Annotated in this window: 23 protein-coding genes and 1 tRNA gene; 16 read left to right on the top strand and 8 right to left on the bottom strand. The window is 55.4% G+C overall.

Going from position 1 to position 21,906, the window contains the following annotated elements:
• Positions 1-4 precede the first annotated feature (4 nt).
• Complete coding sequence (locus RMR16_RS14595) at positions 5-1,063, bottom strand: helix-turn-helix domain-containing protein (RefSeq protein ID WP_320200181.1); 1,059 nt, start codon at positions 1,061-1,063, stop codon at positions 5-7.
• A 145-nt stretch (positions 1,064-1,208) separates the two neighbouring features.
• Here RMR16_RS14595 and RMR16_RS14590 point away from each other — a divergent pair, with 145 nt between their 5' ends.
• The 3 genes from RMR16_RS14590 to RMR16_RS14580 all read left to right on the top strand — a co-directional run bounded on the left by RMR16_RS14590 (position 1,209) and on the right by RMR16_RS14580 (position 6,320).
• Positions 1,209-2,282 (top strand): alpha/beta hydrolase family protein, encoded by a 1,074-nt coding sequence (locus tag RMR16_RS14590; RefSeq protein ID WP_320200182.1) that lies wholly within the window; start codon positions 1,209-1,211, stop codon positions 2,280-2,282.
• Between the two features lie 191 nt (positions 2,283-2,473).
• The gene (locus RMR16_RS14585) at positions 2,474-4,990 is read left to right on the top strand and encodes a methyl-accepting chemotaxis protein (RefSeq protein WP_413786005.1); all 2,517 of its coding nucleotides are present in this window, start codon (positions 2,474-2,476) and stop codon (positions 4,988-4,990) included.
• 238 nt (positions 4,991-5,228) lie between these two features.
• Positions 5,229-6,320, top strand: coding sequence for a glycoside hydrolase family 25 protein (locus RMR16_RS14580; protein WP_320200184.1), 1,092 nt, complete (start codon positions 5,229-5,231; stop codon positions 6,318-6,320).
• Between the two features lie 11 nt (positions 6,321-6,331).
• Here RMR16_RS14580 and RMR16_RS14575 read toward each other — a convergent pair whose 3' ends face one another.
• Positions 6,332-7,195 carry a DMT family transporter gene (locus RMR16_RS14575; RefSeq protein WP_320200185.1) on the bottom strand — a complete coding sequence of 288 codons (864 nt, stop codon included), beginning with the start codon at positions 7,193-7,195 and terminating at the stop codon, positions 6,332-6,334.
• 105 nt (positions 7,196-7,300) lie between these two features.
• On the opposite strand from RMR16_RS14575, the gene RMR16_RS14570 reads away from it, so the two are divergent.
• Together RMR16_RS14570 and RMR16_RS14565 are read left to right on the top strand one after the other, a co-directional pair.
• On the top strand, positions 7,301-8,716 hold the full coding sequence (locus tag RMR16_RS14570; protein WP_320200186.1) for a PLP-dependent aminotransferase family protein: 1,416 nt from the start codon (positions 7,301-7,303) through the stop codon (positions 8,714-8,716).
• Positions 8,717-8,801: 85 nt separating this feature from the next.
• Positions 8,802-9,122 carry a hypothetical protein gene (locus RMR16_RS14565; RefSeq protein WP_320200187.1) on the top strand — a complete coding sequence of 107 codons (321 nt, stop codon included), beginning with the start codon at positions 8,802-8,804 and terminating at the stop codon, positions 9,120-9,122.
• A gap of 92 nt (positions 9,123-9,214) precedes the next feature.
• Here RMR16_RS14565 and RMR16_RS14560 read toward each other — a convergent pair whose 3' ends face one another.
• The 5 genes from RMR16_RS14560 to RMR16_RS14540 all read right to left on the bottom strand — a co-directional run bounded on the left by RMR16_RS14560 (position 9,215) and on the right by RMR16_RS14540 (position 13,162).
• Complete coding sequence (locus RMR16_RS14560; protein WP_432354671.1) at positions 9,215-9,382, bottom strand: CcdB family protein; 168 nt, start codon at positions 9,380-9,382, stop codon at positions 9,215-9,217.
• 132 nt (positions 9,383-9,514) lie between these two features.
• The gene (locus tag RMR16_RS14555) at positions 9,515-9,745 is read right to left on the bottom strand and encodes a type II toxin-antitoxin system CcdA family antitoxin (protein ID WP_320200188.1); all 231 of its coding nucleotides are present in this window, start codon (positions 9,743-9,745) and stop codon (positions 9,515-9,517) included.
• 54 nt (positions 9,746-9,799) lie between these two features.
• Entirely contained in the window at positions 9,800-11,638 is a 1,839-nt protein-coding gene (gene lepA / locus RMR16_RS14550) for a translation elongation factor 4 (protein ID WP_320200379.1), read from the bottom strand.
• A gap of 61 nt (positions 11,639-11,699) precedes the next feature.
• Positions 11,700-12,569 carry a carbon-nitrogen hydrolase family protein gene (locus RMR16_RS14545; RefSeq protein WP_320200189.1) on the bottom strand — a complete coding sequence of 290 codons (870 nt, stop codon included), beginning with the start codon at positions 12,567-12,569 and terminating at the stop codon, positions 11,700-11,702.
• Complete coding sequence (locus tag RMR16_RS14540; RefSeq protein WP_320200190.1) at positions 12,566-13,162, bottom strand: GNAT family N-acetyltransferase; 597 nt, start codon at positions 13,160-13,162, stop codon at positions 12,566-12,568. Before RMR16_RS14540 ends, RMR16_RS14545 begins: the two co-directional genes overlap by 4 nt.
• A 79-nt stretch (positions 13,163-13,241) precedes the next feature.
• On the opposite strand from RMR16_RS14540, the gene RMR16_RS14535 reads away from it, so the two are divergent.
• From RMR16_RS14535 to RMR16_RS14515, 5 genes are all read left to right on the top strand, one after another.
• Positions 13,242-13,643 (top strand): ketosteroid isomerase-related protein, encoded by a 402-nt coding sequence (locus RMR16_RS14535; protein WP_320200191.1) that lies wholly within the window; start codon positions 13,242-13,244, stop codon positions 13,641-13,643.
• 78 nt (positions 13,644-13,721) lie between these two features.
• The gene (locus tag RMR16_RS14530) at positions 13,722-14,303 is read left to right on the top strand and encodes a helix-turn-helix domain-containing protein (RefSeq protein ID WP_320200380.1); all 582 of its coding nucleotides are present in this window, start codon (positions 13,722-13,724) and stop codon (positions 14,301-14,303) included.
• 16 nt (positions 14,304-14,319) lie between these two features.
• Positions 14,320-14,838: a GNAT family N-acetyltransferase gene (locus tag RMR16_RS14525; RefSeq protein ID WP_320200192.1), complete on the top strand. Its 519-nt coding sequence runs from the start codon at positions 14,320-14,322 to the stop codon at positions 14,836-14,838.
• 109 nt (positions 14,839-14,947) lie between these two features.
• Entirely contained in the window at positions 14,948-15,259 is a 312-nt protein-coding gene (locus RMR16_RS14520; RefSeq protein WP_320200193.1) for a SelT/SelW/SelH family protein, read from the top strand.
• A gap of 169 nt (positions 15,260-15,428) precedes the next feature.
• Positions 15,429-15,515, top strand: a tRNA-Leu gene (locus RMR16_RS14515).
• Between the two features lie 222 nt (positions 15,516-15,737).
• On the opposite strand, the gene RMR16_RS14510 is transcribed toward RMR16_RS14515, so the two are convergent.
• Positions 15,738-16,148 (bottom strand): pilus assembly protein N-terminal domain-containing protein, encoded by a 411-nt coding sequence (locus RMR16_RS14510; protein ID WP_413786006.1) that lies wholly within the window; start codon positions 16,146-16,148, stop codon positions 15,738-15,740.
• A gap of 425 nt (positions 16,149-16,573) precedes the next feature.
• Here RMR16_RS14510 and RMR16_RS14505 point away from each other — a divergent pair, with 425 nt between their 5' ends.
• From RMR16_RS14505 to RMR16_RS14480, 6 genes are all read left to right on the top strand, one after another.
• Positions 16,574-16,756 carry a Flp family type IVb pilin gene (locus RMR16_RS14505; RefSeq protein WP_320200195.1) on the top strand — a complete coding sequence of 61 codons (183 nt, stop codon included), beginning with the start codon at positions 16,574-16,576 and terminating at the stop codon, positions 16,754-16,756.
• An 86-nt stretch (positions 16,757-16,842) separates the two neighbouring features.
• Positions 16,843-17,355 carry an A24 family peptidase gene (locus RMR16_RS14500; RefSeq protein WP_320200381.1) on the top strand — a complete coding sequence of 171 codons (513 nt, stop codon included), beginning with the start codon at positions 16,843-16,845 and terminating at the stop codon, positions 17,353-17,355.
• A 115-nt stretch (positions 17,356-17,470) separates the two neighbouring features.
• Positions 17,471-18,277 carry a Flp pilus assembly protein CpaB gene (gene cpaB / locus RMR16_RS14495; RefSeq protein WP_320200196.1) on the top strand — a complete coding sequence of 269 codons (807 nt, stop codon included), beginning with the start codon at positions 17,471-17,473 and terminating at the stop codon, positions 18,275-18,277.
• Positions 18,274-19,863 (top strand): type II and III secretion system protein family protein, encoded by a 1,590-nt coding sequence (locus tag RMR16_RS14490; protein WP_320200197.1) that lies wholly within the window; start codon positions 18,274-18,276, stop codon positions 19,861-19,863. Before cpaB ends, RMR16_RS14490 begins: the two co-directional genes overlap by 4 nt.
• A 14-nt stretch (positions 19,864-19,877) precedes the next feature.
• Positions 19,878-20,558: a CpaD family pilus assembly protein gene (locus RMR16_RS14485; RefSeq protein ID WP_320200198.1), complete on the top strand. Its 681-nt coding sequence runs from the start codon at positions 19,878-19,880 to the stop codon at positions 20,556-20,558.
• A 37-nt stretch (positions 20,559-20,595) separates the two neighbouring features.
• Positions 20,596-21,885: an AAA family ATPase gene (locus tag RMR16_RS14480; RefSeq protein ID WP_320200199.1), complete on the top strand. Its 1,290-nt coding sequence runs from the start codon at positions 20,596-20,598 to the stop codon at positions 21,883-21,885.
• The last annotated feature ends 21 nt before the right edge of the window (positions 21,886-21,906 follow it).

The following is a 21,906-nucleotide window of genomic DNA, read 5'->3' as shown; positions in this document are numbered from 1 at the left end:
CCGGTTATGCCGGGTGGCCTTTTTTGTTTTCAGATACCAGTTTCCATACCTCCCGCTCCCGCCATGCCAACGGACTCATGCCGGTGACGCGGCGAAATTCGCGGTTGAAATTGGATTTGGTCTGGAAGCCACTTTCCAGCATGATGGATGTGACCGACTGCTCCGTTTCCTCCAGCAATCGACAGGCATCCCGCACCCGCAACTGGTTGACGTATTGCGAAACATTGCCGCCGGTGGCGCGGTTGATGGCGTTGGAAATCTGACGGCTGGGCAAAGCCAGTTTCCGCGCAAGGCGAGAAAGATTGAGATTTTCGTCCCGGTAGACACTATGACTTGCCATCAACTCTTCCAGCCGCGCCATAATCTCGTGATCCTCGGCGGTGGGACTGACCGTTTCCGCTTCAGCCTGCGCCGCGCCTGAGAGTTTTTCGGGTCTGCTATCGCCCGCAACCCAAGCCGTCAAGCCGATCAAAAGAAGGCCGAGCAGATTGCCATTGCTGATGATGACACCGGCATTTTGCCCCCTCGACCACTCAAAATCGATGAGGACCAGAACATCGAAGGTGGCGGAGAGGCATAAGGCCGCCGCTGCGATATAAAGCGCACGGTGCACCGCCGTCACGCTGGCAAACTGCGCCTCCTCCAAGCCATCCGGTCCGCGCCTTCCCAGCAGAATGATCGCCAATGCGTAGCCTACGAAAAGCAGCACAAGGGCAAAATCAATTGCGATGGGATAGGCCAACAACATCGCGATGATAGCCAAAGGGGGCGCGGTGACGCTGGCAATGGTAACGGCACGCTCCTGGCGGCGGTCGTTCATCAGGCTTCTGAAACTGGCATAGGCCAAAGGCGGCAGAAGCGATGCCATGATGGGCAACGCAAATTTCAGCCATTCGATATGGTAACCCCAGCGCAACCCCACCAAGGCCGACTGCACGGCACTGAGCGCAATCAACGCCAGAAACGGACGATTGGCTTTGCCAGCGCCATTTCCACGCAAGACGGAAATCAGCATCAGCAAAAGCAGCAGTGAGACGACAATGGGCAATGGAACGAACAGCACGGGCGGCATTTCCGGCAAGAGATGACAATATGCTTTTCATGGACCAGATCGCGTTTGTGTACGACCTCAAACGCGTTTCAGGGCGTGGAAAAATGACAGCGAGCCGAAAACAACCTCGTTATTTTCAAATCCATGAGGTTTTTCCATGCGCTCCATCATCTCTTCAGCCGCCATGCTGCTGTGCACTTTCACCGCTCACACAGCCTTTGCGGAACAGGCTGTCGGCACACGCGACATCACCATTCATTCAACCGCTCGCGGCAAGGATCTTTCCGTTACCGTCTGGTATCCGTCCGACGGCAAGGGCGAAAAGGTCAATGTCGGTGAAAACCGTATTTTTGAAGGTGCGCCCGCTATAAAGGATGCGGCCATCCAGCCAGACCGCCAGCCTCTCGTGCTGCTGTCCCACGGCTCCGGCTCTCGGGCAATTGGTATGGCGTGGATTGCCACGGCGCTTGCCGAAGCTGGCTTTATCGTCGCGGCACCCGACCATCCGGGCACGACCAGCGGCGATTCCACGCCTGCCGATACGCCGAAAATATGGGAGCGCACGGATGACATCTCCACCATCATCACATCGCTGACCCGGGATGCGACGTGGTCCAAATCCATTGACGCAAACCGCATCGGTGTCCTCGGTTTTTCGCTAGGCGGAAGCACGGCCATCGAGCTTGCCGGTGCACGCGCCAATCTCGGTGCCTATGCGCAATATTGCGTGGACTATGCCACATCCATGGATTGCCAATGGTTTTCCGGTGGGCGGGGCTTTAAAAATGACGAACAGATCAAAGTGCCGAAACTTGATTTGCACACTGTTGATAAGGCACGCTTCGAGCAATCGAACCACGATGACCGTATCCGCACGGCAGTGCTTGTCGATCCGGGATTGGAAGTCGCTTTCACCCAAGAAAGCCTCAGGACCATCGATATTCCACTAACGTTCATCAATCTCGGCAGTGTCGGCAAAATCCCGGTGTCCGTGCTTTCGGATCAACTCGCCAAAGACGTGCCTGATGCCACCTACATGCAGGTCGATGAAAGCGATCATTTCAGCTTTCTTCCGGTCTGCAAAAACGGTGCAGCGGAACTCTTGAAGTCGATTGGCGAGGTCGATCCCATCTGCGAGCCGGGAGGTCGGCGTGACAGATCAGACATTCACAAGGAACTTGTGCGGATGATCGTGGATGCGTTTCAAACCACGCTCAAGGCTGTGAACTGAACAGCTCGTATTCGAAACCGTCAAAAAAATTGGGGCTGGCGCAAGAGTGCCAGCTTCTCTTTTCGCCATCACGATGAGAAGAAATTGCGCGGTCTTAACCGTTTTTTCAAACCTGAATCGCAGTAGTTTTACCTACATAATCATATCGGCAAATACCGATATATAATCAAAAAGGGGCTTCTGGGAAAACAATGGTGATCGATAACTTTCTTGCGCGATTCAAAATACAAACAAAAGTCATTGTTTTCATCGCACCCTTCGTTGCAAGTATTCTTGCTGTCGGATTTTCGGGTCTCTACGCCTCAAACCTTCTGCAAAGCCGTATGGATATTTCCAATACGATTTTACAGTCCTTGACGGGATTCAAGGAAGTCTATGGCGGCATGACGTCGTTTCTTAACAACACTAACGACGAGACCCGCACGACGCTGCATCGCCAACTCGCGGAACAGGCCAATTTTCTGCGCGCCACGGAAGATGGCAACTCCACCGAAATAAAAGACGCAATCGAGCGAACAAAAGTCATCAACACGCAAGTGGACGAATTGTGGTCCAGCCACCAGAAGGAGCAAGCACTCCGCGCTGGTATGGGAACCGACCTTTCCACCATCGTGAAGGAGCTGAACGGCCTTCTGGCGAACGCCACGAATATCAGAAACACGCTCCAGACCGACGAGACAAAGGCCAAGCTGCTTTTGCGCGAGGCTGACAAGCTCAATCGTGGTGCAAATCTCATTGCCACAGTGGTGACAGATTTCAACAAGGTGATGCTGCCGGACGAAAAGACTGCCGTTGTGAAGGCTGCCATTGGCAATCTTGAAACCACCGCCAAAGAACTCGTCGCCATTGCCACCGTCGATCAGAAGATGATTATAGACCAGCTTGCCGACGGTGTGGCGCAAATCCGTGCGCAGCTCAACATCGGCGTCGTCAACGACGCCACGGTCGGCGCGATCGAGCGCTCAGTCAACCTCATGCGCCCCGCGACCATTCGTTTGCAGGGTTTTGCGACGGTCAAATCCCGTCAGGCAACCGAGGTTTTTGGTCAGCTTGACCAGCCCATCGAACAGGCGACGGCCTTCCTCGCCGCTGCACGGCAGGTTGCCGACGATGCTAAAAACCTCGAATTACACATGGCAGGTTATGTGGCCGCCCCAGACAAGCCGGGGCTTGAGAAATTCCGCGATGCCGCATTCCGTCTGAATGTGTCCACCGGTGAAATGACCGGCGACAGCAAGATGTCGGAAGGCACGCGCAAAAGTGCCAAGGCGATTGATGAACTGGCCACGAAGCTGGATGGCTCCGCCACGGATCTTTTGGCGCTTTCGCAACAGCGCAAGGTGGCCTTCAGCATGGCAGAAGCCGAAATTGGTCACGTCTGGACCAATCTGACGGGCTTTGCCGAAAAGCAGCGGACCGCTGCCGACACCGAGCGCGGCAAGGCCGATGGCATCTCGCTCTCTGCCATGGTGATTGGCGTGCTGGTAGCGATTTTTGCAGGCATCGGCCTGGTGATGACCTTCAAAGGCCCAATCCTTGGTATCGTCAGCGCGATGAAACGTCTGGCCAAGGGGGAAATCGACATTCCGCTGGACGGCAAGAACCGTTACGACGAAATCGGCGACATGGCCCGCGCCTTGGAAGTCTTCAAAGACAATGCAGAGCAGCGCATCCGCCTTGAAGCGTCAACTGAAGAGCAGAGAGCGGCGGCAGAAGCCGAGCGCCAGTCCAACGATGCGGAACGCAAGGAACTGGATCGCCAGATTCAATTCGCAGTCAGCGCGTTGGCCGGCGGTCTGGGACGTCTTTCGGCAGGCGATATTTCGACCACCATCGATACCCCCTTCAATGGTCGTCTTGAACAATTGCGCGTCGATTTCAACCAGTCCATGTTGCGGCTGCGCGAAACCATCGGCGGGATTCGCGAAAATGTCGGTGCTATCAGGGACAATGCCCAGCAGATGTCTGTGTCCGCTGTCGATCTCGCCCGTCGTACCGAACGTCAGGCCGCGTCACTTGAAGAGACGGCCGCCGCGGTGGATGAGGTCAATTCCAACATGCGCAATGCCGTGGACCGCGCCCGCGAAGCCAACGATATTGTCGACAAAACCCGTCGCAATACCGAGGAGTCGCTGGTCATCGTCCGCAATGCGGTTTCGGCCATGCAGCGGATCGAGAATGCATCCCAGACCATCGGCAATATCACAGAGGTGATCGATTCCATCTCGTTCCAGACAAACCTGCTGGCTTTGAATGCAGGCGTTGAAGCCGCGCGGGCGGGCGAAGCAGGCAAGGGCTTTGCCGTTGTAGCGCATGAAGTGCGCGAACTGGCTCAGCGATCTGCCGCAGCGGCAAGGGAAATCCGGGAATTGATCGCGGTGTCATCCAAGGAAGTCGCAACCGGTTCTGGCTTGGTTGCAAAAACCGGCGATGCCTTGGCCCAAATCGGCACGCAGATTTCCCACGTCAGCGACCATGTTCAACAGATCACACAGTCCACGCAGGACCAGTCCATCGCCATGCAACAGATCAACAGCTCTGTTGGCGAGGTGGATTTGCTGACCCAGCAAAACGCCGCCATGGTGGAAGAAACCAGCGCGGCAAGCGAGCAGTTGAACGAAGAAACGGACCAGCTGCTGCAATTGCTGGAGCAGTTTCGTCTGGCGGCCACGCATGGGCGGCGCGAGGGCAATCGCTTCGCGGCGTAATCTCCAAAACTTTGCGATCTGAGTTTACGCGCGGGCAGCTTTGTCCGCGCGTTTTGCTATCTGCTTTCACGTCGGGATAGCGAAATGTTTATTGCGATGCGCCTTCTCCATTTTGAACCATTGCCGTTCGTAAAGATTGGATTCAGTCTTTTTTGATAATTTGTGGTTAGTCATAATTTTTCATGGTCTCAGGGTGGTGCCGTTTGCACTTGCCTGTTTGTTTTGCGTACGGGTTCTCATGCATCGATCGACAGTGCCAGCGTTTATACTCGCCTGCCTATCCATTACGGGCTGTACGTCCAGTTCCGGGCCGGATGGCCTGATGGCGGGCATACCTTCCAAAGAGACCACAAGTTCGGTGACGCCTTCCGCGCCCGTCCCGCAGGCCAGTGTTGGAAACATGCAGGCACCGCTGCGTGCCGAACCCAGCCAAAAGGTTCTGGCCTGGGGTGGACCGATGCCATCAGGATCACCAGCTTTTGCTGCCGTAGACCATCAGCAAGGCATTCCGCGTGCCGTCCCTCAGATCAATGCAGCGATGGCACCGCAAGCCGGCGTGGTTTTGCCGAATGAAAAGCCGGTTCAGCTGGCTATGGCCGCTGCCCCTGCCATCAATGCTGGACCGGCGGTACGCTCACGCATTTTCCGCTCCAATTTCAGTGACGCCAAGCCGATCAATTTCGGCAAGGTCACACCCCGGCATTACCAAGTGCACGGCGTGGATGTTTCCCGCTGGCAGGGCAATATCGACTGGGAAGGCTTGAGATCACGGGGCGCGAACTTCGCGTTCATCAAGGCGACCGATGGTGGCGACCATCTGGACCCGATGTTCAAGACCAACTGGAACCGTGCCAAGGCCGCAGGTGTGCGCCGCGGCGCCTATCACTTCTTCTACTGGTGTCGCCCGGCAAGCCATCAGGCGGAATGGTTCATTCGCAATGTGCCGCGTGACCCGGATGCGCTGCCGCCGGTGATCGACGTTGAATATAACGGCGAATCCAGTTGCAAAATGCGTCTTCCCCGCGCCAAGGTGCTGGAAAAGATGCAGGTCTTCATGGACATGCTGGAGCGGCATTACGGCAAGCGCCCGATCATCTATACCGCACCGGATTTCTACAAGGATCACCTGTCTGGTGAACTTCTGGATTACCCGTTCTGGCTGCGCGCCGTGGCACAACATCCGTCCAAGGTCTATCCAGATCGCAAATGGCTGTTCTGGCAATATTCCGGCTCTGGCCTGTCGCATGGTGTAGAGGGCAAGATCGATCTCAACGTGTTTGGCGGCAGTGAAGAAAGCTGGCATCGCTGGGTATCACGCGGCAACGGCTGACAAGCGGTACTCTATTGAGAGAACTTCTTTGCGCCCGCCACGCAGGCCACAACGCCCAGCGTCACAGTCAGCATGGCAGCACTGATCGGCTCTCCCAACAGGGTCGCTGCCAGAACGAGGCCGAAGAAGGGCTGGAGCAATTGCAGTTGGCCAACGGCGGCAATACCGCCGAGCGCTAACCCGCGATACCAGAAGACAAAACCGATGAGCATGCTGAACAACGACACATAAACGAGGCCGCCCCATGCGGCACCGGCGATGTTGTTCAACGAGGTGGGCATGGTGAAAAGCGCCAATGGCAGCATGACGGGCAGCGACAAAACCAGCGCCCAAGAAATGACCTGCCAGCCGCCCAGCCTGCGCGACAGTGCGGCCCCTTCTGCATAACCCAGCCCACATGCGGCAATAGCCGCCAACATCAAAAGAGCACCTGTCAGCGACGCGGTTCCACTTTGCGTCAGTGCAAACCCGCCAACCAGCGCGCTGCCGAGGCAGGAGAACAGCCAGAAGGCCGGACGTGGACGCTCTCCGCCGCGCAGCACCGCAAAAATCGCGGTTGCCAATGGAAGAAGCCCGACAAAAACGATGGAATGCGCTGAGGTGATGTGTTTCAGCGCCAACGCCGTCAGCAGCGGAAAACCGACGACCACGCCCAGAGAAACGATCGCAAGTGACAGCACATCACTTCGGGCAGGGCGTTTCTGTTGAAATACCAGAAGCAGGGCAAGGCCCAGCAGCCCGGCAATGCTGGCGCGGGCAAGGGTGAGGAACACGGGATCGAAACCCGTCACCGCCATGCGGGTCGCCGGCAATGAGCCACTGAAAATGACCACCCCTAGAAACCCGCTCCACCAACCGCTTGATAATCTGTCCATTGCACTGCTCCATTTTGATGGAAGCTATGCGCCGCTGTGGATGGCGTTCACAGCGACAGTACGATACGGTTTGACAAAACCGTTATGCCGAATGGAGCAATACAGATGGATGTATCTGTGCAAAAAGCCGACAACGCGGCACCGCGGATCGATAGCGTGATGGTGGAAATTCGCCGTCGGATCTCTGCCCGCAGCCTTTCATCTGGTGCGAAACTTCCCTCTGTGCGCGGCTTTGCCAAGGCGATGCAGGTTTCCACCTCCACCGTTGTGGAAGCTTACGAGCGGCTGGTGGCAGAAGGTGCGATCCGCTCCCGCCCCGGCTCCGGGTTTTATGTGGCCAGCACATTGGCACCCCTATCGCTTGTGGATATCGGGCCGAAACTGGATCGCGCCGTCGATCCATTCTGGGTTTCGCGGATGGCGCTGGACGGGCGCGAGGGCATGATAAAACCCGGCTGTGGCTGGTTGCCATCCTCCTGGATGCCGGAGGACACCCTGCGCCGTGCCATGCGCAACGTCTCCCGCGCTGGAACGGAGTTTCTGACCGATTATAGCTCGCCGCTTGGTCTTTTGCCGCTTCGACAACTGCTGTCGCGAAGACTGGGTGACGTTGGCGTGCATGCGGGTGCAGAGCAAATTCTGCTGGCCGATTCCGGTACGCAGGCCATTGATCTGTTGTGTCGGTTTCTGCTGGAGCCGGGACAGACCGTGCTGGTGGACGACCCGTGTTATTTTAATTTTCATGCCATTTTGCGCGCCCATCGCGTCAAGGTCATTGGCGTCCCCTACACGCCATCCGGTCCCGATATCGCATTGTTCGAACAGGCGTTGGAGGAGCATAGGCCAAGGCTCTACATCACCAACTCTGCGATCCACAATCCGACGGGTGCCGTTCTTTCCCCGGTTACGGCGCATCGTGTACTGATGCTGGTGGAACGTGCGGGGATGACGATTATCGAAGACGATATTTTTGCAGATTTCGAAGAGCAGAGAGCGCCAAGACTTGCCGCCTTCGACGGCCTGAACCGCGTGGTGCAGATCGGCAGTTTTTCCAAAACGCTCTCTGCGTCTGTTCGATGTGGCTATATTGCTGCACCGAAGGACTGGATAGAGCCGCTGACCGACATGAAAATCGCCGCCAGTTTTTCTGGAAGCCAGCTTTGTGAAGCCCTTGTGCTGTCCGCTCTGAAGGACGGAAGTTATCGCCGCCACATCGAGGCGATGAAAGTGCGGCTTGCCCGGGCAAGGTTGGACACCATTACCAAACTCAAACCACTCGGCATAACACCATGGATCGAACCGCAGGCGGGCGTTTTTTTATGGTGCAGACTGCCGGACGGCGTGGACGCGGCAGATGTGGCGCGCCACGCCTTGACGGAAAATGTGGTGCTTGCGCCGGGCAATGTGTTCAGTCAGGCGCAGACCGCAGCGGGCTATATGCGCTTCAATGTTTCGCAATGTGATGACCCGAAGCTGGTGGATATTTTGCGCACGGCGATCAATGCGGCGTTGCGCCAATAACGGGCGCTTTTTTCAAGAATCGTAGATTTCTGGAACCAATCACGCGGAAGTGCATTTTCTCCCCATAGGAAGAGGAGAAAAGACAATGACATTCGATCCAAACCTGCCACGCGACCCGAACCTTCGTCCGGACCGCCCTGAACTGCGCACAACGCCTGAAGCAGCCCGCAAGTCCGCTGGCTGGGCACCATGGGTAGCGGTTATTGCCGTTCTGTTGGTTGGCGGCTTTATCTGGATGCAGATGAGCGCACCGTCAAGAACCGACCCAACAACAACATCATCCACGACGCCGCCGGCAGTCACTGATCAGGCTCCCGCACCAGCGCCGATGACACCCGCAGCGCCGCCAGCCAACACGATGGCCCCTGCTTCGCCAAACACTGGTGGCACGCAGACCCAGCCCTAACAGGATTGGTGATGTGATAAATGAAAACCGCTTGCCTTACGGCAGGCGGTTTTTCGTTGTTTTTCACGACGAATAGCGGCAATCAACTGAAATCAGAAACCCTGGAAAAGAAAATCAGTTACAGCAACGATATCGTCACTGCGGCTGGAAAGATCGATGACGAAATCTCCGATTTCCTGAACAGATATGGCAACCATTCTCTGCGTCGCCATGACAAAAACGTCCCCGTCAATGGTGAAGCGAGGGCTGAGCCGCGTTATTGACCACGACAGTTCATCAATGGGGTAAAGTGGGGCAATAACGCGTGTTTTTTAGGCTTTCCAGAATATCGGCCTGAAGGTCTAGTGCCAATATGTGGCTGTCCGACATTCGATAAACGCAAAACCGGGCCATCAGAACTTGCGGTACTGAGCGAATGGCAGTCCGTGCTTTTCGACATATTCGTTTTCGAGGCGAATTGCTTCGGCATTTTCCAGCCGCCACAGCCGTTCACGCTCAGCCTTGATGGCATGGGTGATCCCCTCTTCGGCAGCGCGGGATATGTTGATCTTCAATTCGCGCGCTTGCTCGACGAGGACATTGTCCAACGAAAGGTTAGCAGCCTTTCTGACCGGTGATGGCATGACGATCTCCAACGTAATGCGCATATTGTATACGCATTACGTTCAAAGAAAAGATCAATCGTCGCTCATCTTTAGCGCGGCAATGAACGCTTCCTGCGGAATGTCCACCTTGCCGAACTGGCGCATGCGCTTCTTGCCTTCCTTCTGCTTGTCCAGAAGTTTGCGCTTACGGGTGGCATCGCCGCCGTAGCACTTGGCGGTTACGTCCTTGCGCATGGCCGAGATCGTTTCGCGGGCGATGACATTGCCACCGATCGCTGCCTGAATCGGGATCTTGAACATGTGACGCGGGATCAAGTCTTTCAACTTCTCGCACATGTCGCGACCGCGCTTTTCGGCAGCGGTGCGGTGGACCAGCATGGAGAGCGCGTCGACAGGCTCGCCATTGACCATGATCGACATCTTGACGAGGTTGCCTTCGCGGTAACCGTCGAGATGGTAATCGAAGGAGGCATAACCCTTTGAGATGGACTTCAAGCGATCGTAGAAATCGAACACCACTTCGTTAAGCGGCAACTCATAGGTGAGCATGGCGCGCTTGCCGACATAGGTGAGTTCTGTCTGAACGCCACGGCGGTCCTGACACAGCTTCAAAATGCCGCCGAGGTAATCGTCCGGCGTCAAAATCGTTGCCTTGATCCATGGTTCGCGGATTTCGGAAATCTTCACGACGTCAGGCATGTCAGCAGGGTTGTGTAGCTCGCGCTCGGAACCATCGGTCATCGTCAACTGATAGACCACCGAAGGCGCGGTGGCGATCAGGTCGAGATCGAATTCGCGCTCCAGACGCTCCTGAATGATTTCCAGATGCAGCAGGCCAAGGAAGCCGCAACGGAAACCAAAGCCGAGAGCGGCAGATGATTCCATTTCAAAGGAGAAGGACGCATCATTAAGGCGAAGCTTGCCCATGGCAGCACGCAGGTCTTCGAAGTCGGCAGCATCGACCGGGAAAAGACCGCAGAACACCACCGGCTGTGCGGGCTTGAAGCCTGGCAGAGCCTGCGCTGTTGGCCGCTTGTCTTCGGTGATGGTATCGCCAACGCGGGTGTCGGCCACTTCCTTGATCGATCCGGTGATGAAACCGATTTCGCCCGGGCCGAGGCTATCGACAGCCACCATCTTAGGCGTGAGAACGCCGACGCGCTCCACCTGATATTTTGCATCCGTGCCCATCATGCGGATGGTCTGACCCTTGGTCAGCACGCCATCCAGAACGCGGACCAGAACCATAACGCCGAGATAGGTGTCATACCAGCTATCCACCAGCAGAGCCTTCAACGGACCCTTTTCGCCAAGCTCGCTCTTTGGTGCTGGCAACTGGTGCACGATAGCTTCCAAAACGTCTGGAATGCCGAGGCCAGTCTTGGCCGAGATCAGCACAGCCTGAGACGCATCGATGCCGATGACTTCTTCGATCTGTTCGCGGATGCGGTCTGGCTCTGCCGCCGGCAGATCGATCTTGTTCAGAACCGTCACAATTTCGTGGTCGTTATCGATGGCCTGATAAACGTTGGCGAGCGTCTGTGCTTCCACGCCCTGTGACGCATCCACCACCAGCAACGAACCTTCGCAGGCCGACAGCGAACGAGACACTTCATAGGCAAAGTCGACGTGACCGGGGGTATCGATGAGGTTCAGCACATATGTTTCACCGTTATTCGCCTTGTAATGCAGGCGTACGGTCTGTGCCTTGATGGTGATGCCACGTTCCCGCTCGATATCCATATTGTCGAGCACCTGCTCGGACATATCGCGTTCGGCAAGGCCACCGGTCGACTGGATCAACCGGTCGGCAAGTGTCGATTTGCCATGGTCGATATGCGCGACGATGGAGAAGTTGCGGATATGGTCAAGCGGGGTGCGGGTCGAATTTGTGCTCATGCCCCGCGCTATAGCAGGGGCCGTTGCGCCAGCAAAGCGGGAATTTAATTAAAAGCCGCCGAAAAGCAGGCTTTTAGATAGCAAATTGCTCCGGCCAGTCGCGGCGAGTGGCAACCTGCCCCTCGTTGCGAAGCCGCGCCACATCGCCAAGGTCGATGTCAACCACCAGAAGCGTGCTTTGCGTCACCTCACCGTGTTCGCTTTGCGCGACGATTCCCGAAGGTGGCATGCCGTAATCTGGTGGCACATAAAGCGCGGCACGTCCGCGATTTTCATCGACAGCGGGAGACCATGGTGCTTCACCAGCAGTTGGCGATGACAGCACGGCATATTGATTTTCCAGCGCCCTCGCCTGCGCGCCGATGCGCACACGGTATGCTCCTGCCAGCGTATCCGTGCAGCTTGGTGCCAGCACCAGTTCCACACCCAGCTCCGCCAATCTGCGCCCAAGCATAGGAAACTCATTGTCGTAACAGATGAGAATGCCGAGCTTGCCGATGGGCGTATCAAAAGCTTTCAGACCCTCAACGCCCGCATGTATGTTCCATTGTTCCCGCTCGAAACGGGTCATGATCTGCTTGTCCTGATAACCGATCAAACCATCTGACCCAAACAGCCATGCCCGGTTTTTGAATTTTCCGTCCGGGTCTTTCACCGGCGCGCTGCCCGGCTGAAAGATGATCTGGTGTTGGCGCGCAAGCTCGTCGCAAAGCTCCACCCACACAGGGATAAGCGGCTGGATAGCTGCGATAGAGAGGTGCAGATCAGAGCGAACGTCTGGCGGCAATTGCCCTGTGAGCGCCATGGCCGAATATTCCGGCAGCAAAAGAAGCTCCGCACCTGCATCTTTCGCCTCTTGCACAATCGCCGCCAAATGGCTGGAATAGGCATCCCATGTTTCAATGAGGTCTATGGCATATTGGCTGGCAGCAAGTCTCGTCACGTCGCAATCCTTTTCATCCAGAACGACAAAGGCTTTGGGCTTTCGCCACTCTCATCAAGGTCTTGCCAAAAGAAGCTGGTGCGAAGCTCCGGGTGATGCCTGTAACCGCGCTTTTTCCAGAAACTATCCAAAGGCACGTAATCCACCGGCCGACGCGAATGATCTGTTGGTCGCTCCACCGCACAAAAGGTACACCACTCGAAACCGCCAAAACGGTTTGCATGCGCTTCACGCTCCTCAAAAAACCGCACGCCAGTGCCGTGGCCGCGATAATCCGGCAAAAGCACGCTTTCTCCGAAATAGAAAATGCGGGAAGGATCGTACCCCGCCTCCACAAAAGGCGCCTTGACCTCATCCGTTTCGGCCATCATCGGAATACCGGTAGACACACCCACGACAACACCACCGGAAAGCGCCAGCACGAAAACGGCACCTTGCGCCTTCGCATAGGTCTCCAGATATTTCCGCTCATAGGCCAGCGATCCATTGTAAAGGTACGGAAATGCGCGAAAGACCGTGATGCGCAGCCGCGCAAGATCATCGAAAAATGGTGTGGCATCGATGCCGGAAAGGGAACGAATTTCGACGGTCATAAGCGTTTTCACATTTGCGTTGCATGGTTATATCTTAGCAGCAAATGCCCGCCAAGTTCTGTTGAGAGATGGAGACGACATGACCGCCACAGACACGATCCACGCCTATTACGACGCCTTCAACCGACAGGATATGGACTCTTTTCTGGCACTGCTGAGCGATAATGTCGTGCATGACATCAATCAGGGCGAACGCCAAAGCGGCAAGGCCACCTTCGCGACATTCATGGACCACATGAACCGCTGCTATAAGGAAACGCTGACGGACATAGTCATCATGGGCAGCGAGGATGGCAAACGCGGCTCCGCAGAATTCATCGTCAACGGCGAATATCTGACAACAGACGAGGGATTGCCGGACGCCAACGGTCAGAAATATGTGCTGCCCGCCGGTGCTTTTTTCGAACTGAAAGACGGCAAAATCAGCCGCGTCACCAATTATTATAACCTGAACGACTGGATTGCACAGGTCGGCGCCTAGCTGGCATCTTCGCCTCATCGCCTGAGAAATTCTTCTATCGTGGATATTGACTCCATCATGAGAGAAATTTATTCTTGCATAATGGAAAATGAAAACGATATTTTTGAACGCTCCATCGCCGGGCGTATAAAGCATCTGCGAACCCAAGGTGGGCTGACACTGGATCAGCTTGCCAGCGTATCCGGTGTCAGCCGCGCCATGATCTCCCGCATCGAGCGTGGTGAGGCCAGCCCCACTGCCTCGCTACTCGCCCGTATCTGCTCCGCACTCGGCCTATCACTTTCGGGCTTTTTTGCTGCGGAGGAGCAGGCCGTTTCGCCACTGGTGCGAAAACAGGACCAGCAGATATGGCAAGACCCTGAAACCGGTTATGTGCGCCGTGCCATTTCGCCGCCGCGCGTTGGCTCTGACGTCGATATCGTTGAAGTGACCTTTCCTGCGGGTGCCCGTGTCAGCTTTCCGCCACATGCGGCAAGCCGGGGAATGACGCAATATATCTGGCTGCTGGAAGGCGCGCTCGAAATGACGACGACCGATGAGGTGCACCGGATGGAACCGGGCGATTGCCTGTTCATGCCCTTGGGCGACGGCCACGCGTTTCACAATCCATCCGACAGGCCGGCGCGCTACGCCGTGGTGCTGGATCAAAGAAAACACTAAAATTCTGGAGATTGAAATGGCAACGATTCGTGTGCTGACCAGGCAAGAAACGCTGGCCGCGCTGCCTGACCTTTGCGAGATTCTATCTGATTGCGTCAATGGCGGCGCATCCGTGGGCTTTATGCTGCCCTTCACACCGGTCGACGCGAGAGCGTTTTGGTTGAGCGTTGCAGACGCCATTGAGGAAGGCGGCACCATTCATGTGGTGGCAGAGGTGGATGGCAAAATAGTCGGCACGGTGCAGGTGGGCTTGGCCTCGAAACCGAACCAGCCGCACCGGGGCGACCTGATGAAGCTCCTCGTGCATCGCTCTGCGCGCGGCCTTGGCCTTGCCCGCAGGCTGATGGAACGGGTTGAGGCAGAAACGGCAAAGCGCGGCAGGACGCTTCTGGTGCTGGACACAGCCACCGGCAGCGAAGCAGAAGCCATCTATCCCCGCTTTGGCTGGGAGCGCGTCGGGGTTATTCCCGATTACGCCTTGTTTCCGGATGGAAGCTTTTGCGGAACGACGTTGTTTTACAAACGGATCGGTTAGATCTACGGCACTGCGTCCATCTGATCATTTTGTTTTTCCCGGATCGGCACTTGCAAACATTCACACGCCGAAGAAACATGGGCCTGCCCAAGAACCAAGGAGGGACAAAATGACAGACGCACAATCCAAACCGCGCATTTCCATTGTCTACTGTACCCAGTGCAACTGGCTTTTGCGCTCATCATGGATGGCGCAGGAGTTGCTGCATACATTCGCCGACAGCCTGGCGGAAGTTTCGCTCGTTCCAGCAACCGGCGGTCGTTTCGAAATCCTTCTCGATGGAACAAGCATTTGGGAGCGCAAGCGCGACGGCGGTTTCCCCGGCCCCAAGGAACTCAAACAACGCGTCCGCGATGTCATCGACCCGGACCGTGACCTCGGCCATCTCGACCGTTCAAAGAACGAGGGACTCGACACCTGATTCTGTTCAGGACCGGTTTTAGGCCATCACGAAACCTCATTCATCGGCGTCAAACCGAGGGGCATCCACAGTGACTTCCAAGTTTTTTCACTGAAAAACAAAAGATCGTCACAAAACTTCACAATGGCTGTTGACACCAGACGACTGCCCCCGTACATGGCTCCTCGTCGCCCAGATGGCGGAATTGGTAGACGCGCCAGCTTCAGGTGCTGGTACTCGAAAGGGTGTGGAGGTTCGAGTCCTCTTCTGGGCACCATTCCATTTTTGATCTTAGCCAGATCAAGCACTTACCTGAAATTTTGTGTGAGAAAAAACGCCCATCGGGCGCCGCGAAATTGCGCGTAAGCCTTTAACGACAACGACAGAAATCCATGAAAGCTTCGTGCTGAAGTTCAATAGGGGCATGGATCGTTTGGGACACAAGGCGTTATAAACGCTGCCCCCGCTTTCATCCTAACACTCATCAAAAAGCGGTGTCTTATTGACCGGTGGCGGATGCGCCTTCGTTTGGCGAGTGTTCTTCGCAATTGGGCGTACAGGACAGAACCGTTCTTGCGGTCTGGCGGAAAACGCGCACCGTGTTGCCCTCGTCTATCGAGACAAGAATGCGCTCATCAACGATAGCGTTGCCTTCCGCATCCAGCAGGACGAGGTTGGTAGTGCCAAAGCTGCGGCCGGTCAGAACGATAGTTTTAGCATCGGCCACTGTCGCGTCGGCGACCTTGGAATTGCCGATGATGACTTTGCTGACGGGGCGATCGAGCTTTAAAACCCGCGCGTGGTTCATCGACACACGCAGCATATCGCTGTCGGCGGACATGACCGTTGCTGGTGTGGCGGCAAGCACCGTCAAAGTAACAGCAATTCTAGTCATAAAAGCGGATGACATGGATATGGACAGCCTTCGTTGATGCGTTGCGGCATTTCAATCAAAAACACCATGCGCCGGATTGGTGAATGAAGGGTTAAACATCGGCACCATAATAAAAGGTGTAAATTACATATCAGCAGTTGAGAAAGCCCTTATAATTCAATGCTTCATAATCGAACAGGTTGCGTCCCACCCCGTGAACCACACAAGGCAAGAAAAGCGACCAAAACCCTTTGACAATAAGGGCCTCCAGAGTTCTCTAAAGATAGAATTATTACTTTACGTTGTTGTTTACTATGGTGAATTCAACATCGTGTTTACTTATTTTTAACGCAATTTTTTAAGCGATTGGAAATCGGCCTTCTGTAGTTTGAGGACAACCGAACAACGGAAAACAGTTGTCGGCGTGCTGAACAACAATAGAAGAGTTTAGGAGAACCCGCATGACCAAGATTTTCGCTCGCTTCATGAATGACGAGTCCGGCGCGACCGCCATCGAATACGGCCTGATCGCAGCCCTGATTTCCGTTGCTATTATCACTGGTGCTACAACGCTCGGAAAGAACTTGAGCACGCAGTTTGCTAACGTCGCAACTTACCTCAACGTAACTGCCAAAGCACCTTGATTTCCGAACTTGAGATAACGGATTTCTGCCCCATTCGGGGCAGTTTCCATTTTTGAAAGTTACGACTCGCAAGTGAGGGCAGTATGATGGTTATATCGGCGATATTCCTTATTGTCCCACTTTGCCTTGCATTTGCAGCGTTCACCGATCTTTTCACAATGACAATACCAAACAGAATTTCAATTATACTGTTCGGTGGCTTTGTGGTCATTGCGCCTTTCACTGGCATGGATTTGCAGTCATTCGGCATGAACCTTCTAGCCGGACTGACCGTTTTCTGTGCGTGCTTCGCTCTTTTCGCGTTGAACACTATGGGTGGAGGTGATGCAAAGCTTTTGACCGCATTAGCAATTTGGTTTGGCTTTAACGCTTCGCTTGCAACATTTCTGGTCTGCGTTGCACTTGTCGGGGGCATTCTAACAGTGGCAATTTTGCTTTTGCGCTCCCGCTCACAAGAAATCATGGCCAGCGGCATTCCCATTCCCGACTCACTATTGGTCGCAAAAAAAGTCCCTTACGGAATTGCTATCGCGATAGCTGGTTTGCTGACGTACCCCGAAGCACCCATTGTACAGCTCGCTATGCAGCATATGCTTTGACGAAGCCTGCGTTTATTTTTGATTAACCAGAAATACAGACATTTTATTAACTATAATTACACCAATGGCGGGCCATCCTTGAGGACAGAGATTCTGACTCTTTCAAGGGCCTAGCATGAAGCCGTCACGTGTGATCATTCTTTCCGTAGCTGTTGTTGCCGCCGGTCTCGCCGGTTTGCTGGCTATGCAACTGGCTGGCCCTCAGCAGGTCGTTGAAAAAGCAGAAGCCATTATTCAGAGAGAGCCGACCGTCAACGTCCTCGTCTCTTCGGTCAATCTTCCCGTTGGCAGCCGCTTGAATGCGGATTCCGTGCGCTGGGCGCCGTGGCCTCAGGGAAGCATCAACGACAGTTTGGTGACTGAAAACAAACGGCCCGACGCTATAACGGAACTCACAGGCGCCGTCGTGCGCCTACCATTGTTTGAAGGCGAGCCTCTCCGTCCCGAAAAGGTGGTTGATTCCAGCACACGCATCATGTCCTCGCTTCTTCCGGCTGGCAAACGCGCTTTGGCGACAGAGATTTCCGTTGCGACGGGTGCTGGCGGTTTCGTGCTGCCCAATGACCGCGTCGACGTGATCATGGTTCGCAAGGGCGACGCGGGCACATTCCTGACGGAAAATGTTCTCAACAATGTCCGTGTTCTCGCCATCGATCAGCAGATCAAAGAAGGTGAAGACGGAACGACAGCCGTGGTGGGCGCGACAGCCACGCTGGAGCTCACACCCGAGCAAGCAAAAATCATGACTGTCGCACAACAAATGGCCGACCGTCTGACGCTTTCCCTGCGCTCCATTGCAGATGCGCAGGAGAGCGACACGACGTCCGCCGATTATCTGCTGAGCGCTGGCTCAGGCAAGCCGGCAATTCAGGTCATCAAATCCGGCTCAATCGTCCGGGAAGGACAAGGGGCGTCACAATGACCAGACAACAAAAAAATCATAGTCTGAAACGCGCCATGCTTTCCTCGCTGTCTGGCGGCCTTGCGTTTTGCATTGCATTCTCAGGCTTTCCCGGTGCCAACGCACCTTTTGGTCTCGGTACGACTGAAGCGCTTGCCCAAAACGCAAGCATCGTGCGCATTACAGAGAGTGGTACGGGCACACGCAAGCGGCTGAAACTGGGGCTGAACAAGGCGCTGGTGATTGATCTGCCGCAGGACGCGCATGATATTCTTGTTGCAGATCCCAGCATGGCGGATGCCGTGACGCGCAGTTCCCGACGCATTTACCTGTTTGGAAAAGCTGTTGGACAGACGAATATTTTCATTTTCGGCGCGCAGGGCCAGGAAATCGTCAGCCTCGATTTGGAAGTCGAGCGTGACATTTCCGGCCTTGAAGCCAATTTGCGGCGGTTCATTCCTGAATCGGATATTCGCGTCGAGATCGTTTCCGACAACATCGTATTGTCGGGAAGCGTGCGCACGCCGCAGGATTCTGCCCGTGCCGTACAGCTTGCCACTGCCTTCCTGAAGGGCGGTGAAGCGACGACACGCAACATCACTGAAACCAGCCAGAGCAATGGCGACGGCGCTGTCGCGATTTTCGCCGAAGACCGCCAGAACTCTTCCATCGTCAATATGCTGACGATTGAAGGTGAGGATCAGGTCACGCTGAAGGTAACGGTCGCCGAGGTCAGCCGACAGGTGTTGAAGCAGCTCGGTTTCAACGGCTCGATCAGCGGTTCAGGGAGCGATTTTGGCGGACGCGTCGCGTTCTCCAACCCAGCCAACCTTGGAAATGCGATAGGTCTTGCAGGTACGGGCAGTATTGCCGGTTCGATCGGCAAAGTGGCGCTCAGCAGCTATTTCAATGCCATGGAACAGGCTGGTGTGATGCGCACATTGGCAGAACCGAGCCTCACCGCAATTTCTGGGGAGCAGGCTAAGTTCTATGTTGGTGGACAATTCCGGCTGCCAGCCGAGCAAGAAGTGGCAATTGATACTGACGGAAAACAAACGGTAACACGGACAACCGATACGGTTGACTACGGCATTGAGCTGAATTTCCGTCCCGTGGTTTTATCGCCAGGCCGTATCAGTCTGAAAATCGAAACGAACGTGTCCGAGCCTACTTTTGAAGGCAGCGCTGTGACCGGCAATGGCAGCAGCATTAACATTCCGGGCAGCACCTACATGTCGATTCGCAAACGTGAAGCATCCACAAGCGTAGAACTGCCTTCCGGCGGCTCCATCGTGATTGCCGGTCTCGTTCAGGACAATGTCCGTCAGGCGATGTCCGGGATACCGGGTGTTTCCAAGGTGCCGGTGCTGGGCACACTGTTCCGCAGCAAGGATTTTATCCGAAACGAGACGGAACTTGTCATTATTGCCACGCCCTATCTCGTCCGCCCCGTGTCACGCAACGAGATCGCCAGACCGGATGACAACTTCAACCCGGAAAACGATGCGGCCATGTATTTCATGAACCGGGTGAACAAGGTTTACGGCAACAAACAACAGGCACACACACAGCCCTATCAGGGCTCCGTAGGGTTTATCTACAAATGACAAAGATGCATCAGATGAAACCTTTCGCCCTCAGTCACTCCCTCCGGAAAACCGGTCTCATTGTTGCACTGCTGACCACGGCAGCACTTGCGCAAGGCTGCGCGCGTGATCCGATGTCGACGGGCGCCATTCCCGATGACTACCGCACCCGCCACCCGATCACACTTTCGGAAGCGCAGCATTCACTCGATATTCCGGTGTCGTCCGGGGATAACCGCCTGACGATTGGCATGGTGGATAACATCAAGGGCTTTGCCCAGAGCTATAGTGCGACGTCCTCTGGCGTCGTGCAAATTCAGCTACCGACCGGCTCGCCAAACTCGGCGGCGGCGTCTCTTATCAAACGTCAGGTTCGCTCGGCACTGACATCATCTGGCATACCTGCGGGCAAGATCGTGGAAACGCCCTATCGTGCAGCCGCTTCTGGAGACGCGGCACCGATACGGCTGAGCTACATTGCGATTACAGCAATGACCGGACAGTGCGGACAATGGCCGGAAGACCTGTCCAACAACACCTATTCCAACAAAAACTGGTACAATTTCGGTTGCGCATCCCAGAACAATCTTGCTGCGCAAATCGCTAATCCGATGGACCTTGTCGGCCCGCGTGGCATGAGCCCGATTGATGCGGAGCGTCGCTCGTTGGTGATCGGCAACTATCGTGCAGGTAAGACCACAGCCACCACGGAATAATGACCAGCACTCAACGCATGCGGCAACAGGATAAACCATGAGCCCGGTAGACTACGACATACAGCGCAAGGATCCGGATGAAACCTACTCCGATGAGCCTTTGCGCGCGGGCGATCTGGATGGGCTGAGGCCGCTGCCCCGCATCTCCATTCATGCGTTTTGCGAAAGCGAAGGCATGCAGCGGCTTATGGATCGTCTTTCCGGCGACAGGCGGATGACGAAAGTTAGCCTGCGCGTGACCAACGGCGAAATCGAAGCGGCTGCGACGATGTTTTCGTCCAGCCCAACGCCGAACCTGATCGTTCTTGAAACAGCCCGCGAGCCATCCACGCTGCTCAATGACTTAGCACCGCTTGCCGAGGTTTGTGATCCGACGACCCGCGTGATCATCATCGGTCGTTACAACGATATTTCCCTTTACCGTGATCTCATGCGCAACGGCATCTCGGAATATCTGGTCGCACCGGTGAAAATGCCGGATTTGCTGGCATCCATCTCTGCCATTTTCGTGGACCCGGAGGCAGAACCACTTGGTCGCAATATTGCGTTCGTCGGCTCCAAGGGCGGCGTAGGTTCATCGACCATCGCCCATAATTGCGCCTTTGGCATATCAAACCTTTTTTCGACCGAGACCATTCTTGCCGACCTCGATCTTGCCTTTGGTACGGCCAATATCGATTTCGATCAGGACCCCGCGCAAGGTATTGCGGAAGCCGTCTATGCGCCTGAGCGTCTGGATGAAGTTTTTCTCGATCGTCTGCTGACGAAATGTTCAGAACATCTTTCGCTGCTCGCCGCACCGTCATTGCTGGATCGAACCTACGATTTCGAGCGGCTGGCGTTCCAGCCCATTCTGGAGCTTCTGCAACGCAGTGCGCCCGTGGCCGTGCTGGACGTTCCGCACATCTGGTCGGACTGGACGCAGACCGTGCTTTCGGAGGCTGATGAGGTGGTGATTACTGCCGTACCGGATCTCGCCAATCTGAGAAACACCAAGAACCTGTTGGATGCGCTGAAGAAGCTGCGGCCCAATGACAAGGCCCCGCATCTGGTTCTCAATCAGGTTGGCATGGCGAAACGGCCCGAAATCGCGCCTGCGGACTTCTTCGAACCGCTTGAAATCGAACCGATTGCCATCATTCCCTTTGATGTGCAGTTGTTTGGGAGTGCATCCAATAGCGGGCGGATGATCAGCGAAATCGATGCGAAGTCACCCATTGCCGAAACCTTTTCGCAGATTTCCCACATCGTGACGGGCCGCTCGTCCCTGCGCAAAACAAAGCGCGCCGGGCTCGGCAAGTTTATGGACCTTATAAAACGTAAGTAATGCGCGGCTTTACCGTGCAGC

The sequence above is a fragment of the Agrobacterium sp. rho-13.3 genome (assembly GCF_033957765.2).
GTDB lineage: Bacteria > Pseudomonadota > Alphaproteobacteria > Rhizobiales > Rhizobiaceae > Agrobacterium.
Note: the sequence above shows the minus strand (reverse complement) of the source record. Positions and strands in the feature narration are given on the sequence as shown.